The organism is Olleya sp. NP1-10 (assembly GCF_055804415.1).
This window is the reverse complement of record NZ_CM147840.1, coordinates 897667-919649: the sequence shown is the minus strand read 5'-3', so window position 1 is coordinate 919649 and position 21983 is coordinate 897667. Positions and strand designations below refer to the sequence as shown.

Annotated in this window: 21 protein-coding genes and 2 pseudogenes; 1 reads left to right on the top strand and 22 read right to left on the bottom strand. The window is 28.7% G+C overall.

Going from position 1 to position 21983, the window contains the following annotated elements; genetic code table 11:
• Window position 1: 1 nt before the first annotated feature.
• The 4 genes and pseudogenes from AC0L4B_RS04195 to AC0L4B_RS04180 form a co-directional block, all read right to left on the bottom strand.
• On the bottom strand, window positions 2-613 hold the full coding sequence (locus AC0L4B_RS04195; protein WP_473438684.1) for an acetyltransferase: 612 nt from the start codon (window positions 611-613) through the stop codon (window positions 2-4).
• Complete coding sequence (locus AC0L4B_RS04190) at window positions 613-1218, bottom strand: sugar transferase (protein WP_473438683.1); 606 nt, start codon at window positions 1216-1218, stop codon at window positions 613-615. The genes AC0L4B_RS04195 and AC0L4B_RS04190 overlap by 1 nt, the downstream gene beginning before the upstream one ends.
• A pseudogene (locus tag AC0L4B_RS04185) lies at window positions 1211-2363 on the bottom strand (glycosyltransferase family 4 protein). Before AC0L4B_RS04185 ends, AC0L4B_RS04190 begins: the two are co-directional and overlap by 8 nt.
• Complete coding sequence (locus AC0L4B_RS04180; RefSeq protein ID WP_473438682.1) at window positions 2344-2739, bottom strand: hypothetical protein; 396 nt, start codon at window positions 2737-2739, stop codon at window positions 2344-2346. Before AC0L4B_RS04180 ends, AC0L4B_RS04185 begins: the two are co-directional and overlap by 20 nt.
• A gap of 258 nt (window positions 2740-2997) precedes the next feature.
• On the opposite strand from AC0L4B_RS04180, the gene AC0L4B_RS04175 reads away from it, so the two are divergent.
• Window positions 2998-3198 (top strand): hypothetical protein, encoded by a 201-nt coding sequence (locus tag AC0L4B_RS04175; protein ID WP_473438681.1) that lies wholly within the window; start codon window positions 2998-3000, stop codon window positions 3196-3198.
• 283 nt (window positions 3199-3481) lie between these two features.
• Here AC0L4B_RS04175 and AC0L4B_RS04170 read toward each other — a convergent pair whose 3' ends face one another.
• The 18 genes and pseudogenes from AC0L4B_RS04170 to AC0L4B_RS04085 form a co-directional block, all read right to left on the bottom strand.
• On the bottom strand, window positions 3482-4042 hold the full coding sequence (locus AC0L4B_RS04170; protein ID WP_473439392.1) for a glycosyltransferase: 561 nt from the start codon (window positions 4040-4042) through the stop codon (window positions 3482-3484).
• A gap of 490 nt (window positions 4043-4532) precedes the next feature.
• The gene (locus AC0L4B_RS04165; protein WP_473438680.1) at window positions 4533-5153 is read right to left on the bottom strand and encodes a glycosyltransferase family 2 protein; all 621 of its coding nucleotides are present in this window, start codon (window positions 5151-5153) and stop codon (window positions 4533-4535) included.
• Window positions 5154-5182: 29 nt separating this feature from the next.
• Window positions 5183-5434: a glycosyltransferase family 2 protein gene (locus AC0L4B_RS04160; protein ID WP_473438679.1), complete on the bottom strand. Its 252-nt coding sequence runs from the start codon at window positions 5432-5434 to the stop codon at window positions 5183-5185.
• A gap of 1 nt (window position 5435) precedes the next feature.
• Window positions 5436-6275: an O-antigen ligase family protein gene (locus AC0L4B_RS04155; RefSeq protein ID WP_473438678.1), complete on the bottom strand. Its 840-nt coding sequence runs from the start codon at window positions 6273-6275 to the stop codon at window positions 5436-5438.
• Between the two features lie 359 nt (window positions 6276-6634).
• Window positions 6635-7876 carry a lipopolysaccharide biosynthesis protein gene (locus tag AC0L4B_RS04150; protein ID WP_473438677.1) on the bottom strand — a complete coding sequence of 414 codons (1242 nt, stop codon included), beginning with the start codon at window positions 7874-7876 and terminating at the stop codon, window positions 6635-6637.
• 2 nt (window positions 7877-7878) lie between these two features.
• Window positions 7879-8538: an O-antigen ligase family protein gene (locus AC0L4B_RS04145; protein ID WP_473439391.1), complete on the bottom strand. Its 660-nt coding sequence runs from the start codon at window positions 8536-8538 to the stop codon at window positions 7879-7881.
• A 689-nt stretch (window positions 8539-9227) separates the two neighbouring features.
• Complete coding sequence (locus AC0L4B_RS04140; RefSeq protein ID WP_473438676.1) at window positions 9228-9449, bottom strand: hypothetical protein; 222 nt, start codon at window positions 9447-9449, stop codon at window positions 9228-9230.
• Window positions 9450-9689: 240 nt separating this feature from the next.
• On the bottom strand, window positions 9690-10775 hold the full coding sequence (locus tag AC0L4B_RS04135) for an SDR family oxidoreductase (protein ID WP_473438675.1): 1086 nt from the start codon (window positions 10773-10775) through the stop codon (window positions 9690-9692).
• A 2-nt stretch (window positions 10776-10777) separates the two neighbouring features.
• Window positions 10778-12049 (bottom strand): nucleotide sugar dehydrogenase, encoded by a 1272-nt coding sequence (locus AC0L4B_RS04130; protein WP_473438674.1) that lies wholly within the window; start codon window positions 12047-12049, stop codon window positions 10778-10780.
• A gap of 186 nt (window positions 12050-12235) precedes the next feature.
• Window positions 12236-13297: pseudogene (gene wecB, locus AC0L4B_RS04125) on the bottom strand (non-hydrolyzing UDP-N-acetylglucosamine 2-epimerase).
• Between the two features lie 121 nt (window positions 13298-13418).
• Entirely contained in the window at window positions 13419-14267 is an 849-nt protein-coding gene (gene rfbD / locus AC0L4B_RS04120; protein WP_473438673.1) for a dTDP-4-dehydrorhamnose reductase, read from the bottom strand.
• A 72-nt stretch (window positions 14268-14339) separates the two neighbouring features.
• Window positions 14340-14888: a dTDP-4-dehydrorhamnose 3,5-epimerase gene (gene rfbC / locus AC0L4B_RS04115; protein WP_473438672.1), complete on the bottom strand. Its 549-nt coding sequence runs from the start codon at window positions 14886-14888 to the stop codon at window positions 14340-14342.
• A gap of 13 nt (window positions 14889-14901) precedes the next feature.
• Complete coding sequence (gene rfbA, locus AC0L4B_RS04110) at window positions 14902-15765, bottom strand: glucose-1-phosphate thymidylyltransferase RfbA (RefSeq protein WP_473438671.1); 864 nt, start codon at window positions 15763-15765, stop codon at window positions 14902-14904.
• A 3-nt stretch (window positions 15766-15768) separates the two neighbouring features.
• The gene (rfbB, locus tag AC0L4B_RS04105; protein WP_473438670.1) at window positions 15769-16785 is read right to left on the bottom strand and encodes a dTDP-glucose 4,6-dehydratase; all 1017 of its coding nucleotides are present in this window, start codon (window positions 16783-16785) and stop codon (window positions 15769-15771) included.
• On the bottom strand, window positions 16775-17875 hold the full coding sequence (locus tag AC0L4B_RS04100) for a hypothetical protein (protein ID WP_473438669.1): 1101 nt from the start codon (window positions 17873-17875) through the stop codon (window positions 16775-16777). Before AC0L4B_RS04100 ends, rfbB begins: the two co-directional genes overlap by 11 nt.
• Window positions 17876-17889: 14 nt before the next feature.
• Window positions 17890-19581 (bottom strand): DUF6909 family protein, encoded by a 1692-nt coding sequence (locus tag AC0L4B_RS04095; protein ID WP_473438668.1) that lies wholly within the window; start codon window positions 19579-19581, stop codon window positions 17890-17892.
• Between the two features lie 28 nt (window positions 19582-19609).
• Window positions 19610-21112, bottom strand: coding sequence for a GH3 auxin-responsive promoter family protein (locus tag AC0L4B_RS04090; protein WP_473438667.1), 1503 nt, complete (start codon window positions 21110-21112; stop codon window positions 19610-19612).
• A complete protein-coding gene (locus AC0L4B_RS04085) occupies window positions 21112-21981 on the bottom strand; it encodes a M23 family metallopeptidase (RefSeq protein ID WP_473438666.1) in 870 nt (289 codons plus the stop codon). Before AC0L4B_RS04085 ends, AC0L4B_RS04090 begins: the two co-directional genes overlap by 1 nt.
• Between the last annotated feature and the right edge of the window lie 2 nt (window positions 21982-21983).

Below are 21983 nucleotides of genomic sequence, written 5' to 3'. Positions count from 1 at the left end.
TTTATATTTTATTTATCTTTATTATTCTTCCAGGATTACCAACAACTGTTGAATAATCCGGAATATCCTTCAAAATAACTGCACCAGCTCCAATGACACACCACTTTCCTATGTGAACATTTGGTATTATTATAGCTCCTGCACCAACATGAGTACCTTCTCCAATATTTACGTTACCTGTTAATGTGGCATTTGGAGATATATGTACAAAATTTCCGATAATACAGTCATGCTCAATAATAGCTCCTGTATTAACAATACAGTGTTTTCCTATCTCCACATGCGCATTTATAACCACATTCGGCATAACGACCGTTCCTTCAGAAATTACGCAGGATTTAGAAATTATAGCACTCTTATCTAAAGCAGTAAAGTAATCTGCACCTATCCCGTTTACAACCCTTTTTCTTATACTATTGTCGCCAATTGAAATAATCATTTCAGTATTACTAGTTTTATTAAACTCGCTAAATTTACCTAGGAATGGCAATTCAAAAAAAGACGTTAATGTTATATAATCATCAAAAACACCTTTTATTTTATGTTTTTTTGTAGATTTTATAACATCTAACACCACTTTTGCATGACCGCTTGCTCCAAATAAATACTTCATTAGTTATTTCCTGTATATTTTTCTGTAGTTACAGCATTTACTCCATTAATCCCTTCGGATTGGACCACTTTTAATATTGTTTTTAATAGAATCTTTATATCTAAAAAAATGCTAATATTATTTACATACCAAACATCTAATTCAAATTTCTTATTCCATGTAATTGCATTTCTACCATTAACTTGAGCCCAACCTGTTATTCCTGGTTTTACATCATGCCTCTTACTTTGTATTGAATTGTACAATGGTAAATACTCTGGCAATAATGGTCTAGGACCTATTAAGCTCATGTCTCCCTTTAAAACATTAAATAATTGTGGTAACTCATCTAGTGATGTTTTTCTTACAAATTTACCTAAATTAGTTAATCTTTTTTCATCCGACAGCAATTTTCCTTGTTCATCCCTTTTATCATTCATCGTTTTAAACTTGATGACTTTAAATATTTTTCCTTTTTTTCCAGGTCTTTTTTGAAAGAAAAAACAAGACCCTCTGTTACTTATTGATAAAATAACTATTAACACAAGAAGTATTGGACTTGCTAAAATTAAACTAACTAAAGCGGTTAAAAAATCAATAATACGTTTGAAAAATAGTTTATACATTTTCTAATTGTTTATATTCTTTTAAGATTTCTTGCCAAATAAAGTTTTGCTCATACCTATCTTGGATACTTACTCTTGAGTTTTCTTTAAGTTTTAAATATAAATCTTGATTTAAAAGCAACTCTTTCATGCTATCAGTTAAGCTTACAGCGTCTTTAACTGGTATTATAAGCCCGTTTTTTTGTCTTCAATAATTTCATTGCACCCATTAATGTTACTTACTATACTAGGCAATCCCATTGCACCTGCTTGCATAACTACATTTGGAAAACCCTCTCTGTAACTTGGAAAAACTAATGTGTTTGCTATTAAAAAATAAGGTCTAACATCATTTACATAACCTATTTCAATAATATTTTTATTGTTCTTTATTTCCTTAAAATTTTCGGGTTTAATTGGATCCAAATCTGCTTCAAAGGGTCCAACCAAGACTAGTTTTGTATTAGGATTCTCAAGATTTACTTGAACAAAACTTTCTATTACTTCATTAATTCCCTTATCTTTAACTATTCTACCAACAAAGATATATACATAGTTTTCACTTTTTATTCCTAATTGTTTTTTTAAAGCTAAAACTTCTTTAGCAGTAAAATTTTTAGGGTTAAAGTAATCTAAATTAATACCGTTTGAACTACCGTAACCAATAACTTTAAGCTTCTTTTGCTTTGCTAATTTATTATCGATAATAATATTTTTAAGTGCATTAGAATTTGGGTATACCTTAGTGGCGCACTTATAGGTAAGCTTTTCTACAAAGTCTAAAACAACTCTTTTTAGACCAATACTTTCTAGCAAAGGTAATCCTGCTACTGTATGCAGTCGGTTTGGGACTCCTGCTAGCTTTGCTGCCAACATAGACACTAATCCTGCTTTAGGTGTGTGAGAATGTATTATAAATGGCTTTTCTTTTTTAAAAAACCATACATTTTATAAACAGCTAATATGTCTTTTATTGGTGTGATTTTTCTTGTTAAATCTATCCAATAAGTTTCCACTCCTTCAGTTTCACCAACTTCTTGAAGCTTATTTTTATTTGATGAGACTGCTTTTACCTCATAAAAATCTTTCATGAAAGACATTTGACCTCCCAAAAGCTTTTCTAAAGATAAAGGTATTGTTGTTACTCTAATTATTTTTTTCTTCATGTTTTTGAATGTTTACCTCAGATAGAAACATAACAAAAATAAGATATGGTATAAACATAATTCTCATTCTTGAGGCTAATCCTAAATTATAGATATATAAGCTCAAAAATAAAATAATAAAAGTGATAGCTGCGTAAATAAAAAAGAAAGATTTCTCAAGTTCAATTTTTCCTTTAATTAATTTATATAAGAACAGAATAACTAAACCAGAAACACATAGGTTTTCTATGGAAATAACATATTGAGAAATAGAGCTTGCATCATAAAACAATGGTCTAGAGACTACTAAAAATAGCCTTTCAAAATAATTAGAGGTTTCTAAATTAATACTAGAATTACCAGAATTATTACTATATTTTGCTATTTTTTTTAGCAATTCTGTATAGGTTTGATAATTTAAAGTATCTACTTTTAAAAAAATCTTTATAACAGGTGAAGCGGAAAAGGAAATAATAATAAACGATATAATGAGTATCCCTTTTTTTATAATTGAAAGTTTATAGTTTAAGACACTATGTATGATATAACAAAATAAAAGTATTAAGAATAAATAGGGCCTAATACCTAAAATAAATAATAAAGGAATAAAGGTTAAATAATTTATGCTTTTTGCTTTTAAAATAACATTTAGAATATGTATGAGCAAAAAAATAGAATAGTCTCTTTAGTAAGTCCTGCTGTCCAAAAGTGCAAGGTTGGCATTAGTAACATTAAAGCTAAAAACAAGAGTAATTTATTATTAGTTAGCTTTTCTACGGTATTAAATAGTATGCTTATAGCCTTAGAAAAACCAGCTATACTCAAAGTTGAGAATAGAGCTGAAATAGTAAAATAAGACAACCCAATTTTAACTAATGGATAGATTAAAAAGCTTATAAATTTACTCCCGGGATATAAAAATTCTAGAATATTACTGGATTGTACAGCGCGCTTAAAAAAAATGTAACTATCAACTTCTTTCAGATTTGTGAAACTATAAAACACAAATAATGATACAACATGAATTGAGTATAGTAGTACTAATAAGATTCTTTTGGGTTTCCTTTTATGTTCCTTGTAAGCCGTATTAAAAAGATACAAATAAAAAACAATTACCAATAAAACAAATAGTATATTCATTAAAATTTTTCAAAAATATTTATATAGCTACTATAATTAGCTTGAATACTATAAAAATCTTCTATTACTTTTCTGTTATTCAAACCTATTTCCTTATATAGCTCACTGTTTGATTTAATAATATTTAAAGCCAAATACCACTCTTCATTAGTTGTGGCAAACAAATTACCATTACCTCTATCAACTTTAATATTTGCTTCTAATGGCGTCGCAATTGTAGGTAAAGCACAGGCCATATATTGTATTAATTTAAAAGCACATTTTCCTTTATTAAAAAGCTTGTTCTCTAATGGCATAATACCAACTGTAAATTTCTGTATTTCTTCAACTTCTTTTTCCTTAGTCCAGGTTACAATGGTTAACGGAAGATTGCTAAACTCTTTAGCTAAGGCTGTATCGAATCCTATAAAACGTAATTCGAAATTAAAATCTTCTTCTTGTAATTTTTTAAACACAGGTATTAGTTCGATAAGATTTTTGGATGTTGTTTTAGAACCTATCCATCCAACAATAAATTTATTCGATTTTGATTTGTTTTCTTTAAGGTTATACTTGCTAATATCTATGGAGGTAGGGATTTCTGTTACATTTTTATTATACCTAATCGCGTAGCTTGTTAAATATGGGCTACCTGTTATTACATGAGTCGCATGTTTAATTACTTTAGAAATTTTATTATTAAATAAGGTTCTAACTATTCTATTTTTACTTTGGTCATAATCGTGGAAAGCGGCATCATCAAAATCTACGATATACTTTATTTTAAAAAGTTTAAAAAAATTACATTGAACGGTAAAAATGGTGTAAACTCATACTGCACAAAAACAATATCTTTTCTTTTTAACGATAGTAATTGCTTGATTTTTATTGAATATAATTTAAATAAGTACATCAATCCATTAATATTTCGATAAGATATGGCTGGAATATAGTTTTTATCAAAAAAAGGTTGAATTTTACAATTATACTTTGAGAAGAACCTTTGATATTGATATATTCGATACCTACTACTAGCTCCCTTATCCGTGTATTTTGGAAAGAATTTGATGTTCATTTAAAAAAACGTTTTTTATAAAGTAATTTATAACTCTTTAGTATTTGAAAAAATGAAGTTATATCTAGTTTAAATAATACCATTAATAATCTTATCAAAGGCTCTATAAACATCGCAACAAAAAACAATATTAGATACTCTAATTTACCAAGATGTTTTTTACTGTAAATGAGCAAAGAATCTAAAGAATAAAATAGCCTTTCTGCTTTAACATTTTGAGAGGCTCCACCTCCTTGGTGGAAAATTTCTATTTCAGCATTGTAAAAAATTTCTCCACCTAAATTGGTTATTTTTTTAGATAAATCTAAATCCTCATAATATACAAAGTAGTCCTTAGTAAAACCACCAACTTTTAGAAAATCTACTGTAGGAATTAAATAAAATGCTCCAATTACATGATCTACGGAACGTGATGACCTATGGTCCCAATCACTCATGTGATAGGCTTTAAATAGACTAGGAAATAATCTATTAAGTCCTGATATCTTATTAAGATATCTTGGCAATGTAACATATCTAGCACAACTCCTATGGACTTTATCATTTTCATCAATCTGTTTACAACCTAATACTTTTATACTTGGATTATCTTCCATATAGTTAATTGCATCAATCAATGAGTTTTTGAACACCTTTGTATCTGGGTTTAAAAAAGTAAGTACTTTGTGTTGACCTCTTTGGCCCCTAAGTTACATGCTTTTGAGAACCCACTGTTCTTATTGTTTTTTACCAATCTAATATCGCCATTATGCTCCAAATCACTTAAAATTGAAGTATTGGATCCATTATCAACAACAACAATCTTCGTGTTTTTAACAATTAATCCAGTCTTTATAGAGTATATGCAATCCCTTACCAAATTTTCCGAAAAGAAATTTACTATTATAATAGTTAACATTTTATTTGTTTTTAATTCTTTTAAATACATTTATTACAGCGATAGGATAAAACAAAACCCACATAAAATCCAACTTAGCAATATAGGGATTGGTTGCACTAGCAATTAAAAAACATATTAAACCAACAAGTATGGACAAGACATGAAAGCCTGTTTTGTTCTGATTATATTTAAATATTTTCAACAAATTAATCATAATCCATATAAAAACTAAAATATAAAGCATAATTCCAATTAAACCCTGATGGAACAAAATTGATAGATAAAACAGTTCGTAAGACCAAGGTTGAACAACGGAACGTACAACTGAAGCTACGGCTCCTGAACCATTACCTATAATAGGACTAGATGCGAATCCGTCTAGTAAACTTATAAACTGTCTTGATCTTTCTGTGTTTGAATTAACTTTGTTTGCAATAAAAATATTTACAAACTGAGTAGAGTAATTTGTAAACACCACTAACAAAAGAATAAAACCAGTTATAATTAATAATTTCATTTTTTTAAAAACTCTAATAAAAACATCTTTTTTCAATTTTTGGATAAAAATTATTATCAAAAATAAAAAAATGGCTATCGAAGCTATAATAATTAATATCATAGCCCGCCTTCCAGTAATAATAGGGATTATTAAACCGACAATGCTTAAATAAATATATTTCTTATTTCTATTAAGTAAAGCCTGAGAAATAAAATATGGTAAAATAAATAGAATAGAATTAATAGCAGGATTACTAATAAGTATATAATGGTTCTTTAAATCTATATATTGACTAGAAACACCATTAAAAATTATAGAAATAAAATTTAATTTGCCAGTAACACCTTCAAAAATTTGCAATATACAAAGAAATATGATGATTTTAAAAACTAAAACTAATAGGTCATCTATTTTTTTAAATGCTTTTCTTCTAATAAACCCAAAAAAATACAAATAAAATTGGCCATAAAAGATATACCGTGATACTTCTTATAGCGCCTGGATTACCTAGTATTAGTCCGTAAATAGTACTAAATAAACCATAAGAAACAAAAATGATTAAAATTATAATTATTTCGACACTTAATTTTGTTCTTTTAAAAATGGCAAGCAATATTAAAATTAAAATTAACAAAACTTTTATATACTTCAAAAAAGGAATACCCGTAAAACAGGTAAACATCACAAATAAAACAGCGAAAACATAATTAATTATAGTTTCAGTTTTTATCATACTTACTAGTAAAATAAATTATTATAAAATATAAAACACTTGCTACTAAGTTTATGTAAGCTAATATAGTGAAATCATAAATTGGCAGTAACCATATTGAAAAAAACAAACTAAGTAAGACAACTACTATAATATAGAATGTTAAAACCTTTGTTTTTTCTTGTGCTTCGAGATTTTTTTGTAAAATAATAGATATTTGCCATATAATGGCACTCAACGCTAATGGCAAAATAATAGATTTTAGTAAAAAAATGTCTTCCTCATCTTTAAAACCCAAATAATTGACTAATATAAAATCTCTAAAAAAATAAAAGAACAACAAAACTGGTACACAAATTAAAGCTAAATAAAACAATGCCTTCTTTAAGGTTTTATAAAATAATGATTTATCACCCGTACTATTAATTTTCATTAACAAAGGTTGATAGACACTATTAATTGGATTAACCAATTGCGTAAACACCTTAAATACGACATCATACACTGCTGCATATTGTGCCAAAACACTTGCGCCAACATAATGATTCAAAACATATTTATCTATACCATTAGCGCTTGGAGAAAAGACCATCCATAAACTTAGCGGCAATCCATAATGCAAGAATTTTTTTACTAAGGAAAAATCTATCTTTTTATCAAATCTAAAATCTTTAAAATTAAATTTTCTATCCAGAAAAAATAAAGGTATCAAATAACTAAAAAATAATGCACTAAAAATAATTTCTAAAGAAGATAAAGCTTCTACTTTTTTAAGTACAAAAGTGAAACCCAAAAACACAAGTAGTCTTAGAATTTCAGATGTAGAATACAGCAAGGATTGCATCTCAGCTTGTTTCTCTATAAGTTTAGACGTATACCTGCAGGCTAAAATAAAGGAAAAACCAACAGCTGTAAATAATAGTAAAGAATTTGCTACGCCACTAAAATAAATAGTTACTAATAATGGAACCGTTGCAAACAGTGCTACTTTAAAATTAATATTATGAGCACTAGCGTAAAAAACATCACTATCCTCATGATCACCATGATATTTTATTATAGACTGATTTATCCATCCGATAGCTCCAGAAATAAAAATTAAAAATGTTACATAAATAATAATATATTTCCCATAATTCTCGCTTCCAAACCATTTTATAAATAAGGGGATAATAGCCAATGAAACTAATGCAGAAAGTGCTTTTCCAGAAAAATAAACAAAGACTTTAAACTCAGGCGTTCTTATCATATTTAATTTCTCTTATTATCGAAAGCACATTTAATAAACAAGCTATTCATTATTGCAAAAGTTATAACTCCCATCATTCTATCAAATAAATTTTCAAAACAAAGAGTAATCATTATAATTATTAAAAAACTAATATATGTATAATTTTTATAATCTATTGCCAACTTCGAATTATACCAAATCATATATAAAAATGAAATAAAAATGATTGGACCTCCAGTAAGTATCAAATTAAAATAATAATTATGTGTATTCAATTGGTTCTCGTAAAAATTTATGTAATTATTGGAATTATTGGAATTTATTAAATTTTGTTTTCTAAGATTATCCTTTACATCCCCAATTCCATAACCCAATACAGGTTCGTTTAGAAAAAGTTGCATTGAAGAAATATTTAAGTAAACCCTCTCAAAAACTCCATTTACCTCACTCTGATTTGCAACTACCGTAGAATACTCTGTCTCATTATTAATATTATCTATTATGCTATCTTTTTTCAAAAATAACACAAATAAAAGGACTACAAGTAAAATACCTATACACATCAATGCCTTTTTTGCATTATACTTTAGACACAAAAAATTAAATGGAATAATAGTAATGATGAAGAAAATTCCTATTAAAGATTTAAAATATATTATTACGCTAGAAAACAAGAACAAAAGAAGTAACAATAGTAACTTAAACAAAAATGAACTATTACTTTTAAAGTATAATTGAATTGCAAAAAGACTAGCTATTAACAAATTAATTGAATTATACGTTTTATGAATTAGAAAAAAAGAATCATTTCTTTGCTGTGCACACCATAAAAGATCTTTAAATGCTACTCTCCAGATATAAAATATTCTATCTACATATGGTAATTCACTAATTTCATAATAACAATATTCTACTGAGTATCTTAAAAAATAAACAGCGGTAAAAACTAAAAAAAGAAAATTTGCGAAAATAAAAACTTTAAAAATTAGAAAATACTGCTTCTCTTTATACTTTTTTTGAAAAAAAACAATTACAATCGGTAGGATAACAATAGGCAATAAAACCTTTATCCTTATAAAGCCCTCCTCTAGATTTGCCGTGTAAATTAATGATAATATTATAAAAAAAACATATAGGCAATTAACAATTAAGACTTTGACGCTAAACAGCTTAAAATGACTTAAACCTTTACTCCAATTAACAAAAATAGAACTCAAAGAGAAAAAAATTATGATAATTGAAGAAAAATTAAACGGAAGTATAGGAAAAAAAGTAATCCTAAAAGAAGCAAATAATTACTATCTATTTTTAAATTTAAAAAAAATTATTCATCACTAATTTAAGTCTGCTCCTAAAAGTTAAATTAAAACTATAATCGCACTAATTCTCTTATCAAAACTGGGGTACTGATTAAAAATGGATCATAAACTTCTTTTTCTTGTATAACGACTGGTTTTAATAAAATATTGTTATTAGAGCCTGCAAGAATAAATTGATTAGGTTCAAAATATGTCCAAAAATTAGATTTATCTATTTTAAAGACTTTATTATCATATTGAATAAGTACTTCTTCAATTATAATTTCTTCCATATCCTTATTATTTCCAATATCTAATCTTATTTTTTCAGGATAATAGTCACCTAAATCAAATATCAGTTCTTGAACCTTAGTATCTCCTTTAAACTTTAAGCTCTTTAACCTTTTTCGAGAAAAAGGCTCTGTAGCGACCTCTGAAAAAAAACATCAAAAACATCATCCTCCTGAAAGACTCCACGAACATAAACTTTACATGTTTTATTTTGTGATTTTTCAGTAGTTATTACTTCAATATTAGCTTGTTTTTTTCTTCTTTTTTTCATTGCCGCATGAAAAGGTTAATAATATTAAAATAATTGTAACTAATTTTTGCTTTAATAATGTCATAATAATTTTAATTGTTTTTTTATACCAAACCAAAGCGCTTTCTAGTCCTTCTCTAAGTTTCACTACAGGTTTGTAGTTAATTTCTTTTTTTGCTTTTTCTATATTGGCTAAAGAGTCTCTTACATCTCCTAATCTTTCTTCTCTGTATATTATATTTGTTTCAGAATGAGAAAGCTCTTTTATTGTATTCCAAAGCTTATTAACTGTTATTCTTTCTCCTACTGCTACATTATAAACTTCATGTTTTACATTATTTGATAAAACCGCCTTAATGTTAGCTTGTACTACATTTTCTATAAAAGTGAAGTCTCTAGTTTGCTCTCCATCGCCATTTATATAAACCTCTTTATTATTTAATGCGCCATCAAAAAACAAAGGAATAACCGCAGCATAAGCTCCATTAGGATCTTGTTTTGGGCCAAAAACATTAAAATACCTTAAACCAACTGTATGAAAATTGTAAGTTGTAGAGTATATTTCTGCATACAATTCATTTACATATTTCGTTATAGCATAAGGTGATAATGGTTTGCCAATGATATGTTCTACTTTAGGTAAAGAAGCACTGTCACCATAAGTGCTTGAAGAAGCAGCATAAACTAATTTTTTTACTGTTTTAGACTCTTTTGCACATTCTAAAATGTTTAAATATCCATTGACATTAACTTCGTTAGAAGTTAATGGATCGTTGATTGAGCGTGGTACAGAACCTAAAGCAGCTTGATGTAAAACATAATCAACGCCTTCTAAGGCCATTTTACAGATCTCTATATCTCTAATGTCACCTAAAATAAATTCGCAGTTATCTTTAACTAAAAAGGATTCTATGTTTTTTTTATGCCCATTAGAAAGGTTATCTAATATAACTACTTTTTTAGCATTATATTTCAATAAGTATTCAACAAGATTGGAGCCGATAAAACCTGCTCCACCTGTTACTAAGAAAGTTGAATTTGATAAATCATCTGAATGGTATTTGGTATTATATAACATTACTATAGTCTTTTGTTTACTTTATTATATGACAAATTACCTTTAACATCATAAATAACTCCATTTTTACTTTTTAAAGAATCTAAATCGATTTCTTGAAATTTATCATGAGCTACAACATGTATAATTGCATCATATTCTCGAGAAAGAGAGCTAATTATAGCCAAATCATATTCATGCTTAACTTCTTCTGCAGATGCCCATGGATCGAAAACATCGACTTTCATATTAAAATTTGTTAAACTTTTATATACATCAATAGCTTTAGTATTTCTAATGTCAGGACAATTTTCTTTAAATGTTATACCCAGCATCAACACTTTTGCATTCTTTATAGCTATATTATTGGTTACCATTAATTTTAGAACTTCGGTTGCTACATACTCTCCCATACTATCGTTTAAACGTCTTCCAGCTAAAATAATTTCTGGATGATAACCTACTTCCTGTGCCTTTTGAGCCAAATAAAATGGATCAACACCTATACAGTGACCTCCAACTAAACCTGGCTTAAAAGGTAAAAAGTTCCATTTTGTTGCTGCAGCTTCTAAAACAGCATGTGTATCTATATCTAATTTATTAAAAATTTTAGCTAGCTCATTTACAAAGGCAATATTTATATCTCTTTGAGCATTTTCAATTACTTTCGCTGCTTCTGCAACTTTAATTGTTGGTGCCAAGTGTGTTCCGGCAGTTATTATTGTAGCGTATAAATTATTTACCACTTCTCCTATTTCGGGTGTAGATCCTGAAGTTACTTTTTTAATCTTTGCAACAGTATGCTTTTTATCTCCTGGATTAATACGTTCAGGAGAATAACCACAATAAAAGTCTTGATTAAATTTTAAACCACTAATATTTTCTAAAACTGGTACACATTCATCTTCTGTTACACCCGGATAAACTGTAGATTCGTATATTACAATGTCTCCTTTCTTTAAAACAGCTCCTATTGTTTCGGATGATTTTATTAATGGTGTTAAAATTGGTCTGTTATTTTTGTCTACAGGCGTAGGAACTGTAACAATAAATATTTCGCAAGAAGAAATTGTACTTATATCACTAGATACCACTAAGCCATTGTTCTCCTTTACATTTAATACAGCATTTAAGTTTTCATCTGAAACCTCCAGAGTGATATCGTGTCCAGTATTTAATTTATTTACTCTAGACTCATTAATATCAAAACCAACAACATGATATTTTTTTGCAAATTCTACTGCTAAAGGTAATCCTACGTAGCCTAAACCAATAATAGCTATTTTTTTATTCATCGACTTTAATCTTTAAACACAAATATTTAGAGTATGCAAAAGTAGCATTTTTAAAAGTATGCCCTACTAGATTACACTAAAAAAAATATTAAGGCTTATTTTTATTTAATAGATATTAAGTTTTGTTTTTAGCTATTATAATTAGAATTCATATCGCTAATTAAATATAATATTATGGTTTTACTTCTATAAATTAGATATGAAGGTTCCTATTTTACTACAAGCTGTACCGTCTCCATAAAGGATTAGGTAACTTACTCATTTTTATGTAGGCTTCTTCCTTATTTAATAAGTTGTTCGTTTCGTCTACAATTTTTTCTTTGTCTGTTCCTACTAAAAATACAGTTCCTACTTCTACAGCTTCAGTTCTTTCGGTAGTATGACGCATTACTAAAACAAATTTTCCTAAACTTGATGCTTCTTCTTTCACTCCACAACTATTTGTAACAATTAAATGCGATTTATTCATTAACCAAACAAAAGCTGAATAGGATAATGGATCTATTAAATCTCTATATGACTAATACCTGCTAATAACTTATATATTGGTTTCTGTACATTTGGGTTTAAATGAACTGGATATATAATTTATACATCGCTATATTGTTCTGCAGTTTCTTTTAATGCACTGCAAAGATTTATAAAACCTTGACAATGGTTTTCTCTTCTATGACCGGTTACTAAAATTAATAGTTTTGAATTATCTACAATTGAAATTAACTTTTCGACTGCTTTATCTGAATATTGAGAAGATGTTACCTTACCTGAACTAAAATTTAATGCATCAACTACGGTGTTTCCAACAACAAAAATATTTTTTAAAAATGTTTTCGTTTAATAAATTTTTCTCATATGTTATTGTTGGTGCAAAGTGATAATCTGAAATGCTATCAGCGATACTTCTACTCAGTTCTTCTGGAAAAGGATAACGTTTATTAAATGTACTTAAGCCTGCTTCTACATGGCATACTTTTGCTCCATAAAAAATGCAGCAATACTTGCTGTAATTGTATCTTCATGTTCATAAACATAATCTGTCTTAAATTCTTTTAAAATTGGCTTTAAATTTGTTGTAATATCTACTGTAAAAGTATACAGATTTAGATTTGGTTTCATTAAATCTAAATCTGGTGTAAATTCTAAAAACGTTAGTACTTGGTCTAACTTTTCTCTGTGTTGTGCAGTAATACAAACACGAATATCAAATTCCTCGCTATTTTTTAAAAACTCCTTTACTAATGGCGCCATTTTAATGGTTTCTGGTCGTGTTCAAAAAATAATTAAGTTCTTTTTCATTTTGAGTTTTTGCTTGTAAAAGTAAAAAATGTATTAAACAATTTTATAATAACCTACTATAATAGAGATTATGCTAAAATAAAGCCTTTAAACAAATGTCTAAACTATCTTCCCATTTAGGAATTTCTATTTTAAAGTTATCTTCTATTTTAGTTTTATCTAAGACACTGTATTTTGGTCTTTTTGCTGCTGTTGGGTATGCTGATGTAGGAATAGCATTTAAAGTGATTTTAGTATTTGTATTATTAAAAACAGCTTTTGCAAAATCGTACCAACTGGCAACACCTTTATTGCTATAATGATAAATACCGTAATGTTTATCTTGTTTAATAAGCTCTAAAATTACTTTTGCTAAATCTATTGCGTAAGTCGGTGTGCCAATTTGGTCGCTTACAACACCAAGTGCATCTCTAGTTTTAGATAAGTTAAGCATGCTTTTAACAAAATTATTTGCAAACTGAGAATACAACCAAGAGGTTCTAATAATAAAATATTTAGTCAAGGTGTTTTCTATGGCTTTTTCTCCATCTCGCTTTGTTTGCCCATATACCGAAATTGGATTTGTAGTATCTTTTTCAGTATACATTTCGGTTTTATCTCCACTAAAAACAAAATCTGTAGAAATATGAATTAGCCTAATATTATGCGCTTTACAAGCTTCTGCTATATGTTTTACAGCAATGTTATTTATTAAATTAGCACGTCCTATATCGTCTTCAGCTTTATCTACCGCTGTGTAAGCAGCACAGTTGATGCAAAAATCAAACTCTGAAGTAAAAATGCTATTTATACTTTTTTCTGAAGTAATATCTAAATCGCTACTACTTAAAAAAATAAATTGAATATTAGATGTTGAAGCTAACAATTGTAAACATTGCCCAAGCTGACCATTTGCACCAGTGACTAAAACTTTAGTTTTCATTTGTGATTTTATATTTTAAGTGAACCTCTTAATCTTTAGCTATAAAATTTAAAAGCTTATAAAATGCCTATTTTAGGCAATAATAGCATCTTTAAATGCTGGAAGTACAATATCTTTATCTGAAACTATTAACTCCTCATTAGATAATTGCCAGTCTATATTTAAGTCTTTATCATTATAGATTATACCAGCTTCTGAAGCTTTATTATAATAATTATCGCACTTATAAGAAAAAATAGCAGTTTCACTAAGTACCACAAAGCCATGTGCAAAACCTCTAGGTACCAAAAGTTGTTTTTTATTATCTTCAGAAAGTTCTACAGCAACATGTTCTCCAAAAGTTTCGGAATTTTTTCTTAAATCTACAGCAACATCTAAAACTTCACCTTTTATAACTCGTACTAACTTAGATTGTGCATGTTTTCCAGTCTGATAGTGCAAACCTCTTAACACACCTTTTGTAGAATAAGATTCGTTATCTTGTATAAATGTATTTTTAAAGTTTGTAAGCTCTTGAAATTGCTTATAATTAAAGCTTTCGAAAAAGTAACCTCTTTTATCTTCAAAAATGTTAGGCTCTATTATATAACAGTCTTTTAATTTTGTTTCTAAAACTTTCATTCTACCTTTTTTATTAGTGTTCTATAATACTTAAAAGATGCTTACCGTAACCACTTTTAACTAATGGTTCTATAAGTTTTTTAAGTTGTGCTTTATCTATATAACCCATTCTGTAGGCTACTTCTTCAATAGCACCAATTTTTAAACCTTGCCTTTCCTCAATTACTTGAACAAATTGAGAGGCTTGCATTAAAGAATTAAACGTACCTGTATCTAACCAAGCAGTACCTTTATCCAGAACACTTACTTTTAATTTTCCTTGTTTTAAATACTCTCTATTGACATCTGTAATTTCTAATTCTCCTCTATGGCTTGGTTTAATATTTTTAGCAATATTTACCACTTCATTATCGTAAAAATAAATACCAGGCACAGCATAATTAGATTTTGGTTTTTCTGGTTTTTCTTCTATTGAAATAACGTTTCCATTATAATCAAATTCTGCAACACCATAGCGTTCTGGATCATGAACATGGTAAGCATAAATGATACCGCCTTCTGGATTATTGTTTTTTTGTAACAGTTTTTCTAAACCTGTTCCATAAAAAATATTATCACCAAGTATAAGCGCCACTTTATCATTAGCAATAAAATCGGCTCCGATAATAAATGCTTCGGCTAAACCATTTGGTGCCTCTTGTACTGCATATTCAAAATTACAACCAAACTTTTTTCCATCTCCAAGTAAAGATTCAAATAAAGGTAAATCGTGAGGTGTGGAAATAATAAGAATATCTTTTATTCCAGACCACATTAATGTAGACAAGGGATAATAAATCATTGGTTTGTCGTAAATAGGCATTAACTGTTTGCTTACCGCTAAAGTTAATGGATGTAAACGTGTTCCTGAACCTCCTGCAAGTATAATTCCCTTCATAATTTATAAGTTATATTTATTTAAGTACCAACTTATTGTTTTTTTAATTCCTGTTTCAAAATTTTCGTCAGCTCCCCAACCTAATTCATTCTCTAATTTAGAAGCATCTATGGCGTATCTAAAATCATGTCCAGGCCTGTCTGTAACAAAAGTAATTTGATTTTTGTAAGATTTAGTCGCTGGTTTAATTTCATCTAAGATTTCACAAATTGTATTAACGATATATAAATTATCTCGTTCGTTTCTTCCCCCAATATTATAGGTTTCTCCTGAGTTTCCTGTTTTAAACACTAAATCAATCCCTTTACAATGATCTAAAACATATAACCAATCTCTAATGTTTTTACCGTCACCATAAATTGGAATATTTTCTCCACTAATAGCCTTCCTAATAATAGTTGGTATTAACTTTTCATCATGCTGTTTTGGTCCATAGTTATTAGAACAATTTGTTGTTACAACGTTCATTCCATAAGTATGGAAGTAGCTACGCACAATAAAATCTGAAGATGCTTTTGAAGCACTATATGGACTATTTGGTGCATAAGGTGTCTGTTCTGTAAATAAACCTGTTTCACCTAAAGTTCCATAAACCTCATCCGTAGAAATGTGGTGAAATCTTGCGTTTTCGAATCCTTTTTTTACTTGATTAGGACCATCCATCCAATTTTGCTTTGCAACTTCTAATAAATTGAATGTTCCAGTTATATTGGTTTCTATAAATGCTCCCGGATTTTTTATGGAATTATCGACGTGAGATTCAGCCGCAAAGTGTATAACACCAATAAATTGATATTTATTAAATAATTCTTCAATTAAATCTCTATTACAAATATCACCTTTAATAAAAGTATAATTTGACTTGTCTTTTGTTTCTTTTAAATTTACTAAATCACCAGCATAAGTCAATTTATCTAAATTGACTATTTTTATATTTGGGTTTTCATCTAAGAAGTAAGGAACAAAATTTGAACCTATAAAACCCGCTCCGCCTGTTACAAGTATTGTCTTATTTTTCATTTTTCGATATGTTAAAGCTTTGTTTTTTAAGAAAACTGTTCAATCCTATTAGCATAAATATTATAAATACTATCATAAAACTGATTATAGGAAATGTAATTTTATTATAATCTGTCCACTTTGACATATCATAACCTGAGGGAGGAAAATCAGATACAACGTCTATAATATTTTTATTTAATCTAAGTTCGTTTTCTAATACTGTCTTTTCTTGTTTTAAAGTAAACAAAAGTGAGGTAATCTCAGATTCATCAACTAATAATTCGTTTGGTTGAGAATTACCCATAAAAAAATTAGTTCCATTACTTCCATTTGAACTTGCAGATTTATTAGACTCTTTGATTCTAATTGATAAATAACTATTCTTTAACGAATCTAATTTATTTATTTGACTATTTAAATCCGCTATTTGAGCTTTAATATTAGAGTAATTAATTTGCTTTAATGAATCTAAATAGGGGTTTTTCCTTAAAAAAGTGATAAAATTATTTTTTAAACTTTTATATATCTCTTTGTCAGTAGATAAAACAGCTAATTTATGAGAAGTAAAACTATAATTATTTAACCCATTAAGATATTCTTTAAAAGATGACTTTAATTCAGATACTGAGTCTAACGTTGATCTATATTCAACATACATTTCCATTTGTGTATTTTTATCAATATCTGGTACTATATAAAAGTTTTTGATATGACTAGCTTGTTCTTCTGTTATCTTAAGTTGTTTAGCTATCTCCTTATAATCACGATCTATAGCTGCTAACTGACTAAGGTTACGCATATTCTCATAAACTTGTCTAGTTGAATTAAAATTAGTTTCAATAAACATGTTTGCTCCATAATACTTCTGTTTGTAATTATCCAAAACGTAGCCTAAAATAAAGCTCAGCAATATAGCAATGGCATACCATTTAGCAAATTTAAAAAAGTGTAATAAAATTGATATAATCAATTTATAAATAGTCATTACTATCTTCTCAAAAAAAGAATACACTTTACCAAAAGCACTCCCTATTAAGTTAAAAAAGACTAATAAATCTACTTCTTCAGACTTATTATTATCATTCTTGTTAGGTAATTCTTGACTCATTTTGCTTGTAATTATTAATTAAATATTTGTTGTAAAATTTTTCTTGTAATTAGATAAGTTGGTTTGACGCCAGAGGTTCCCAATCCTCCAGATGCTAAAGTACCTCCTGTTTCTAAAGGATTATCACTAGCATAGTAAGCATATCTGACTTTAACGTCAGGGCTTATACTAGCTCGAACTTTTGATGCTGCCTGTATGGCTTTTTGGTAATGTGCTCCTTCCATTTCTAACCCAATTACATTCCATGTTGAGTTATAGAAGAATTTTAAAATATCCTTATTTTGTAAAGATGTTCCTAGCACTGTTATCATTGATCCTTCAAAAACCTCAACCCCTTGTCCTTCTAAATCTGATTTACAAAGTTCGTTTTTGAAGGGATAATTATCTGCTGTACCTTCAAAAATATGGGCTGAAGGAATCATAATATCTCCTTTTCCACCTTCTAAAATACCTGCTTTTCCCATTATAGAAATAGACTCGATATTTAAATGCGTTTTATCATTTTCATCAGTAAAGGGTTTTAAAAACTCGTCAATAGTCTCATAAGCTTGTTCACCAAAAGCATAATCCATTACAAAAAGTACAGGTGCTTCTGATTTATTATCTTGCTTAGGTAGATTTAAATCTGTTTTGGATAAATCTATTTTTGAAGTATCAAAAATCTGAACATCAATATTTGTTCCTGATGTATCTTTAATGTAAATCATCCCTTGCTTTTCAGCTTTTTGGATGACTTTATTTCGTAAAGCTTTATTATCACTTTGACTTAATGCTTCATAAACCTTAAAAATCTCTGATTTTGAGGTTTCTGCTTTTAAAGCTATTGGTGCATAAAGTGTATTCATTACACTATGTAAATTTGCACTAATAATATGGATAGGTCTTTCTAAAAGGCCTTCTTTTTTAAGTGTTTCTTTTATTGTATTTGCCCAAATTTCTCCATGAATATGGTGTCCTAAACGTTCTCTTAAAACAGGGCTAAACGTTACAGTACGTTTATTATTGCTAACGACTTCCTCAATAGCTAGTTTACCTAACCAATATACAATTTGTAATAATCGTTCTGGTTTATTTGGTAATGCAAATACATTGTATACGTTGGATAACTCTTTAAACGTACGCCCTAAAATATTAGCAGTATGTGTGATTGCTATTTCGCGTTCTTTTTGAGTTAGTTTTTTCTTATTTAAAACTGCAGCTTCTAGCTTTTGCCAATCACGAGTAGTAGAACCGTTTTCGTCTATAATAACGCGTTTACTTATTTTATGAGACTCGACAAATAAAAAGGTTAAGTGAGTTAAAATATCGTAAATTTCAGATCGTCCTCTTGTAATCTCAATATTCATTTGCTCATCATCTATTCTATAACAATTTCTTCTACGTTTAGGTGGAATTATTGATTCAAAATGAGAATCTTTATAACCTTCATCACTGGTTAAATTTATAAATCGGCATTCTTCAATACCATGAGGTAATCTGTCTACGACGTAAAGTAATCCTTCAAGTTCTGCTTTTTCGTCTGCAATAGATCCATAAATTTCTGGTCTAAGCACTAATAATGCTTCTCTTAAGGTCTCTCCAGACACACCCATTGGCTTATAAAAGCCTCTATTAAACAAGTGACGCATAGTTATATACATGCGTTCTATTGCATTTGAGCTTTCTTGAGCTCTCGTTCTTTCATGTTTCTTTATCATGCTACTCATATGTAATATTTAACGTTCAAAGATACTATTATTTAGATAATAAATGCCCTTTTAAAGCATCTGCAATTTTACGATCATTGGCAAGACGTGGTATTTTATTTTGTCCTCCTAATTTTCCTATTGACTTCATATAGTTTTGAAATCCATTTTTTTCGACTTTACTAATCTTTAAAGGTTGCAGAACTTTGCCTGATATTAAATCAAAATAATAACTGTTTTGTTGTTGTAAAGACTGGTCTATTTTTTTCGCTAAAGCGGAAAGATCCTCAGGTTGATTTTCAAATTCAATAAACCATTCATGATACGGTAAACCTGATTTTGGGTTAATTTGAGGCGCTACTGTAAACTCGTTAATTCTAATATTTGTGTTTGCTGTTGCTTCTTTTATAGCTTGTTCTACTTCTTTACCAATAACGTGTTCGCCAAAAGCAGAAATAAAATGTTTTATACGTCCTGATACAATAACTCTGTATGGTTTTGTGTCTGTAAACATAACTGTGTCACCAATATTATAAGCCCAAAGTCCTGCATTTGTTGAAATTAACATGACATAATTTACACCAACCTCAACATCTTTAATGGTGATACGTTTTGGATTGTCATCAAAAAACTGATCTGCTTTTACAAACTCATAAAACATACCAGAATCCAATTGAAGTAACATTCCTTTTTGGTTTTGTTTATCTTGATATGCAAAAAAACCTTCGCTTGCTGGATATAATTCTATACTATCAACTTTACGACCTATTAGATTTTCAAATTTAGCTCTGTAAGGTTCGTAATTAACACCTCCGAAAATAAAAAGATTGAAATTTTTAAATATATCTCCAACCTTTTTACCTGTTTTAAGCTGTAGTTTTTCAAAATACATTTGTACCCAAGATGGAATTCCTGAGATAATAGACATATCTAAATTGACTGTCTCTTCTACAATTGCATCTACTTTAGTTTCCCAATCGTCAATACAATTAGTTTCCCAAGAAGGCATTCTATTTTTTTGTAAATATTTTGGAACATAGTGCGCAACAATACCTGACAAACGCCCTAACTGAATTCCGTTTTGCTCTGTAAGAATTGGGCTTCCTTGTAAAAAAATCATTTTACCATCTACAAACTTAGCGTTACCAGTTTCATGTATATATAACAGTATTGCATTTCTAGCTGCATTAACATGGTTAGGCATACTTTGTTTGGTTAATGGTATGTATTTTGCTCCAGATGTTGTTCCTGACGTTTTAGCAAAATAAATAGGTTTCCCTTTCCAAAGGACATCTTCTTCTCCTGCAACTACACGATCTACATAAGGTTTTAAAGCTTCATAATCTCTTATTGGAACACGGTTAACAAAGTCTTGGTAGGTATTGATACTTACAAAATCGTGATCTTTACCAAAAGCGGTCTGAGTTGCTTCGCTTATTAATTTTTTAAAGACTTTATCTTGAGTTTCAATAGGGTTATCAGCCCATTTTTGAACTTTTTTATATATTCGTTTTGCAAAGGGTTTTGCTAAAGCTGCTTTTATTGATAGCATTATTTAAAATCTATAAAATTAGTTGGGTTTACTGAATAACCATCACTCCATAATTCAAAATGCAAATGAGGCCCTGTAGTTAATTCTCCTGTATTACCAGATGTTGCAATGACTTCTCCTGCTTTAACTAAATCGCCTTGTTCTTTAGTCAAGGAGGCATTATGCTTGTAAACAGATATCAACCCGTTACTATGTTCTAGTATAATTACAAATCCTGTTTGTGCTGTCCATTCTGCAAAAATTACTGTTCCGTCGGCAGTAGCTTTAATTGGTGTGTCTTCGGCTAATACAATGTCTACAGCAAAATGTTTGGTTTTACTATTATAGTTTTCGCTTATGGTACCACTTGCTGGTGGAAACAATACAAAATTAGCTCTGGATGTAGCGGTTTCGAATAAACTATATTTATCCTCTTTGTCTACTTTTTGTCTTAATAACGAATCTTCTTTAATTGGATTTAAATCTACTTGACTTGCTTCAAGTTTTGCTGCTTCGATTATTGAGTCTCTGTCAAATTTTACGGTACTTACTTCTCCTTTTAAGACTTGTTTAATTGAAGCAAAGTATTTTTCGTTTAAATCAATAACACGTTGCAAAGAGTCTGTTTTAGAGCTTAACAGTACTGCTTTCTTTTTAAGAGATGTAGAAGAATATCCTGGAATGTATTCTTTTAAAGGTGTAAATGCTATTAAAATAGTAGTAAATACAATTAATATAATTGCCGATAATGTACCTATTATAAATACATTTAAACGGTTTAAATTAAGAGATAAACGTTCTTCAAAAGTATCTTCGTTTAATATTACTAAGCGATATCTGTGAAGTAATTTCTTCTTAATTTTTTTAGATTTTTTTTCGGGTTTTGCCATAT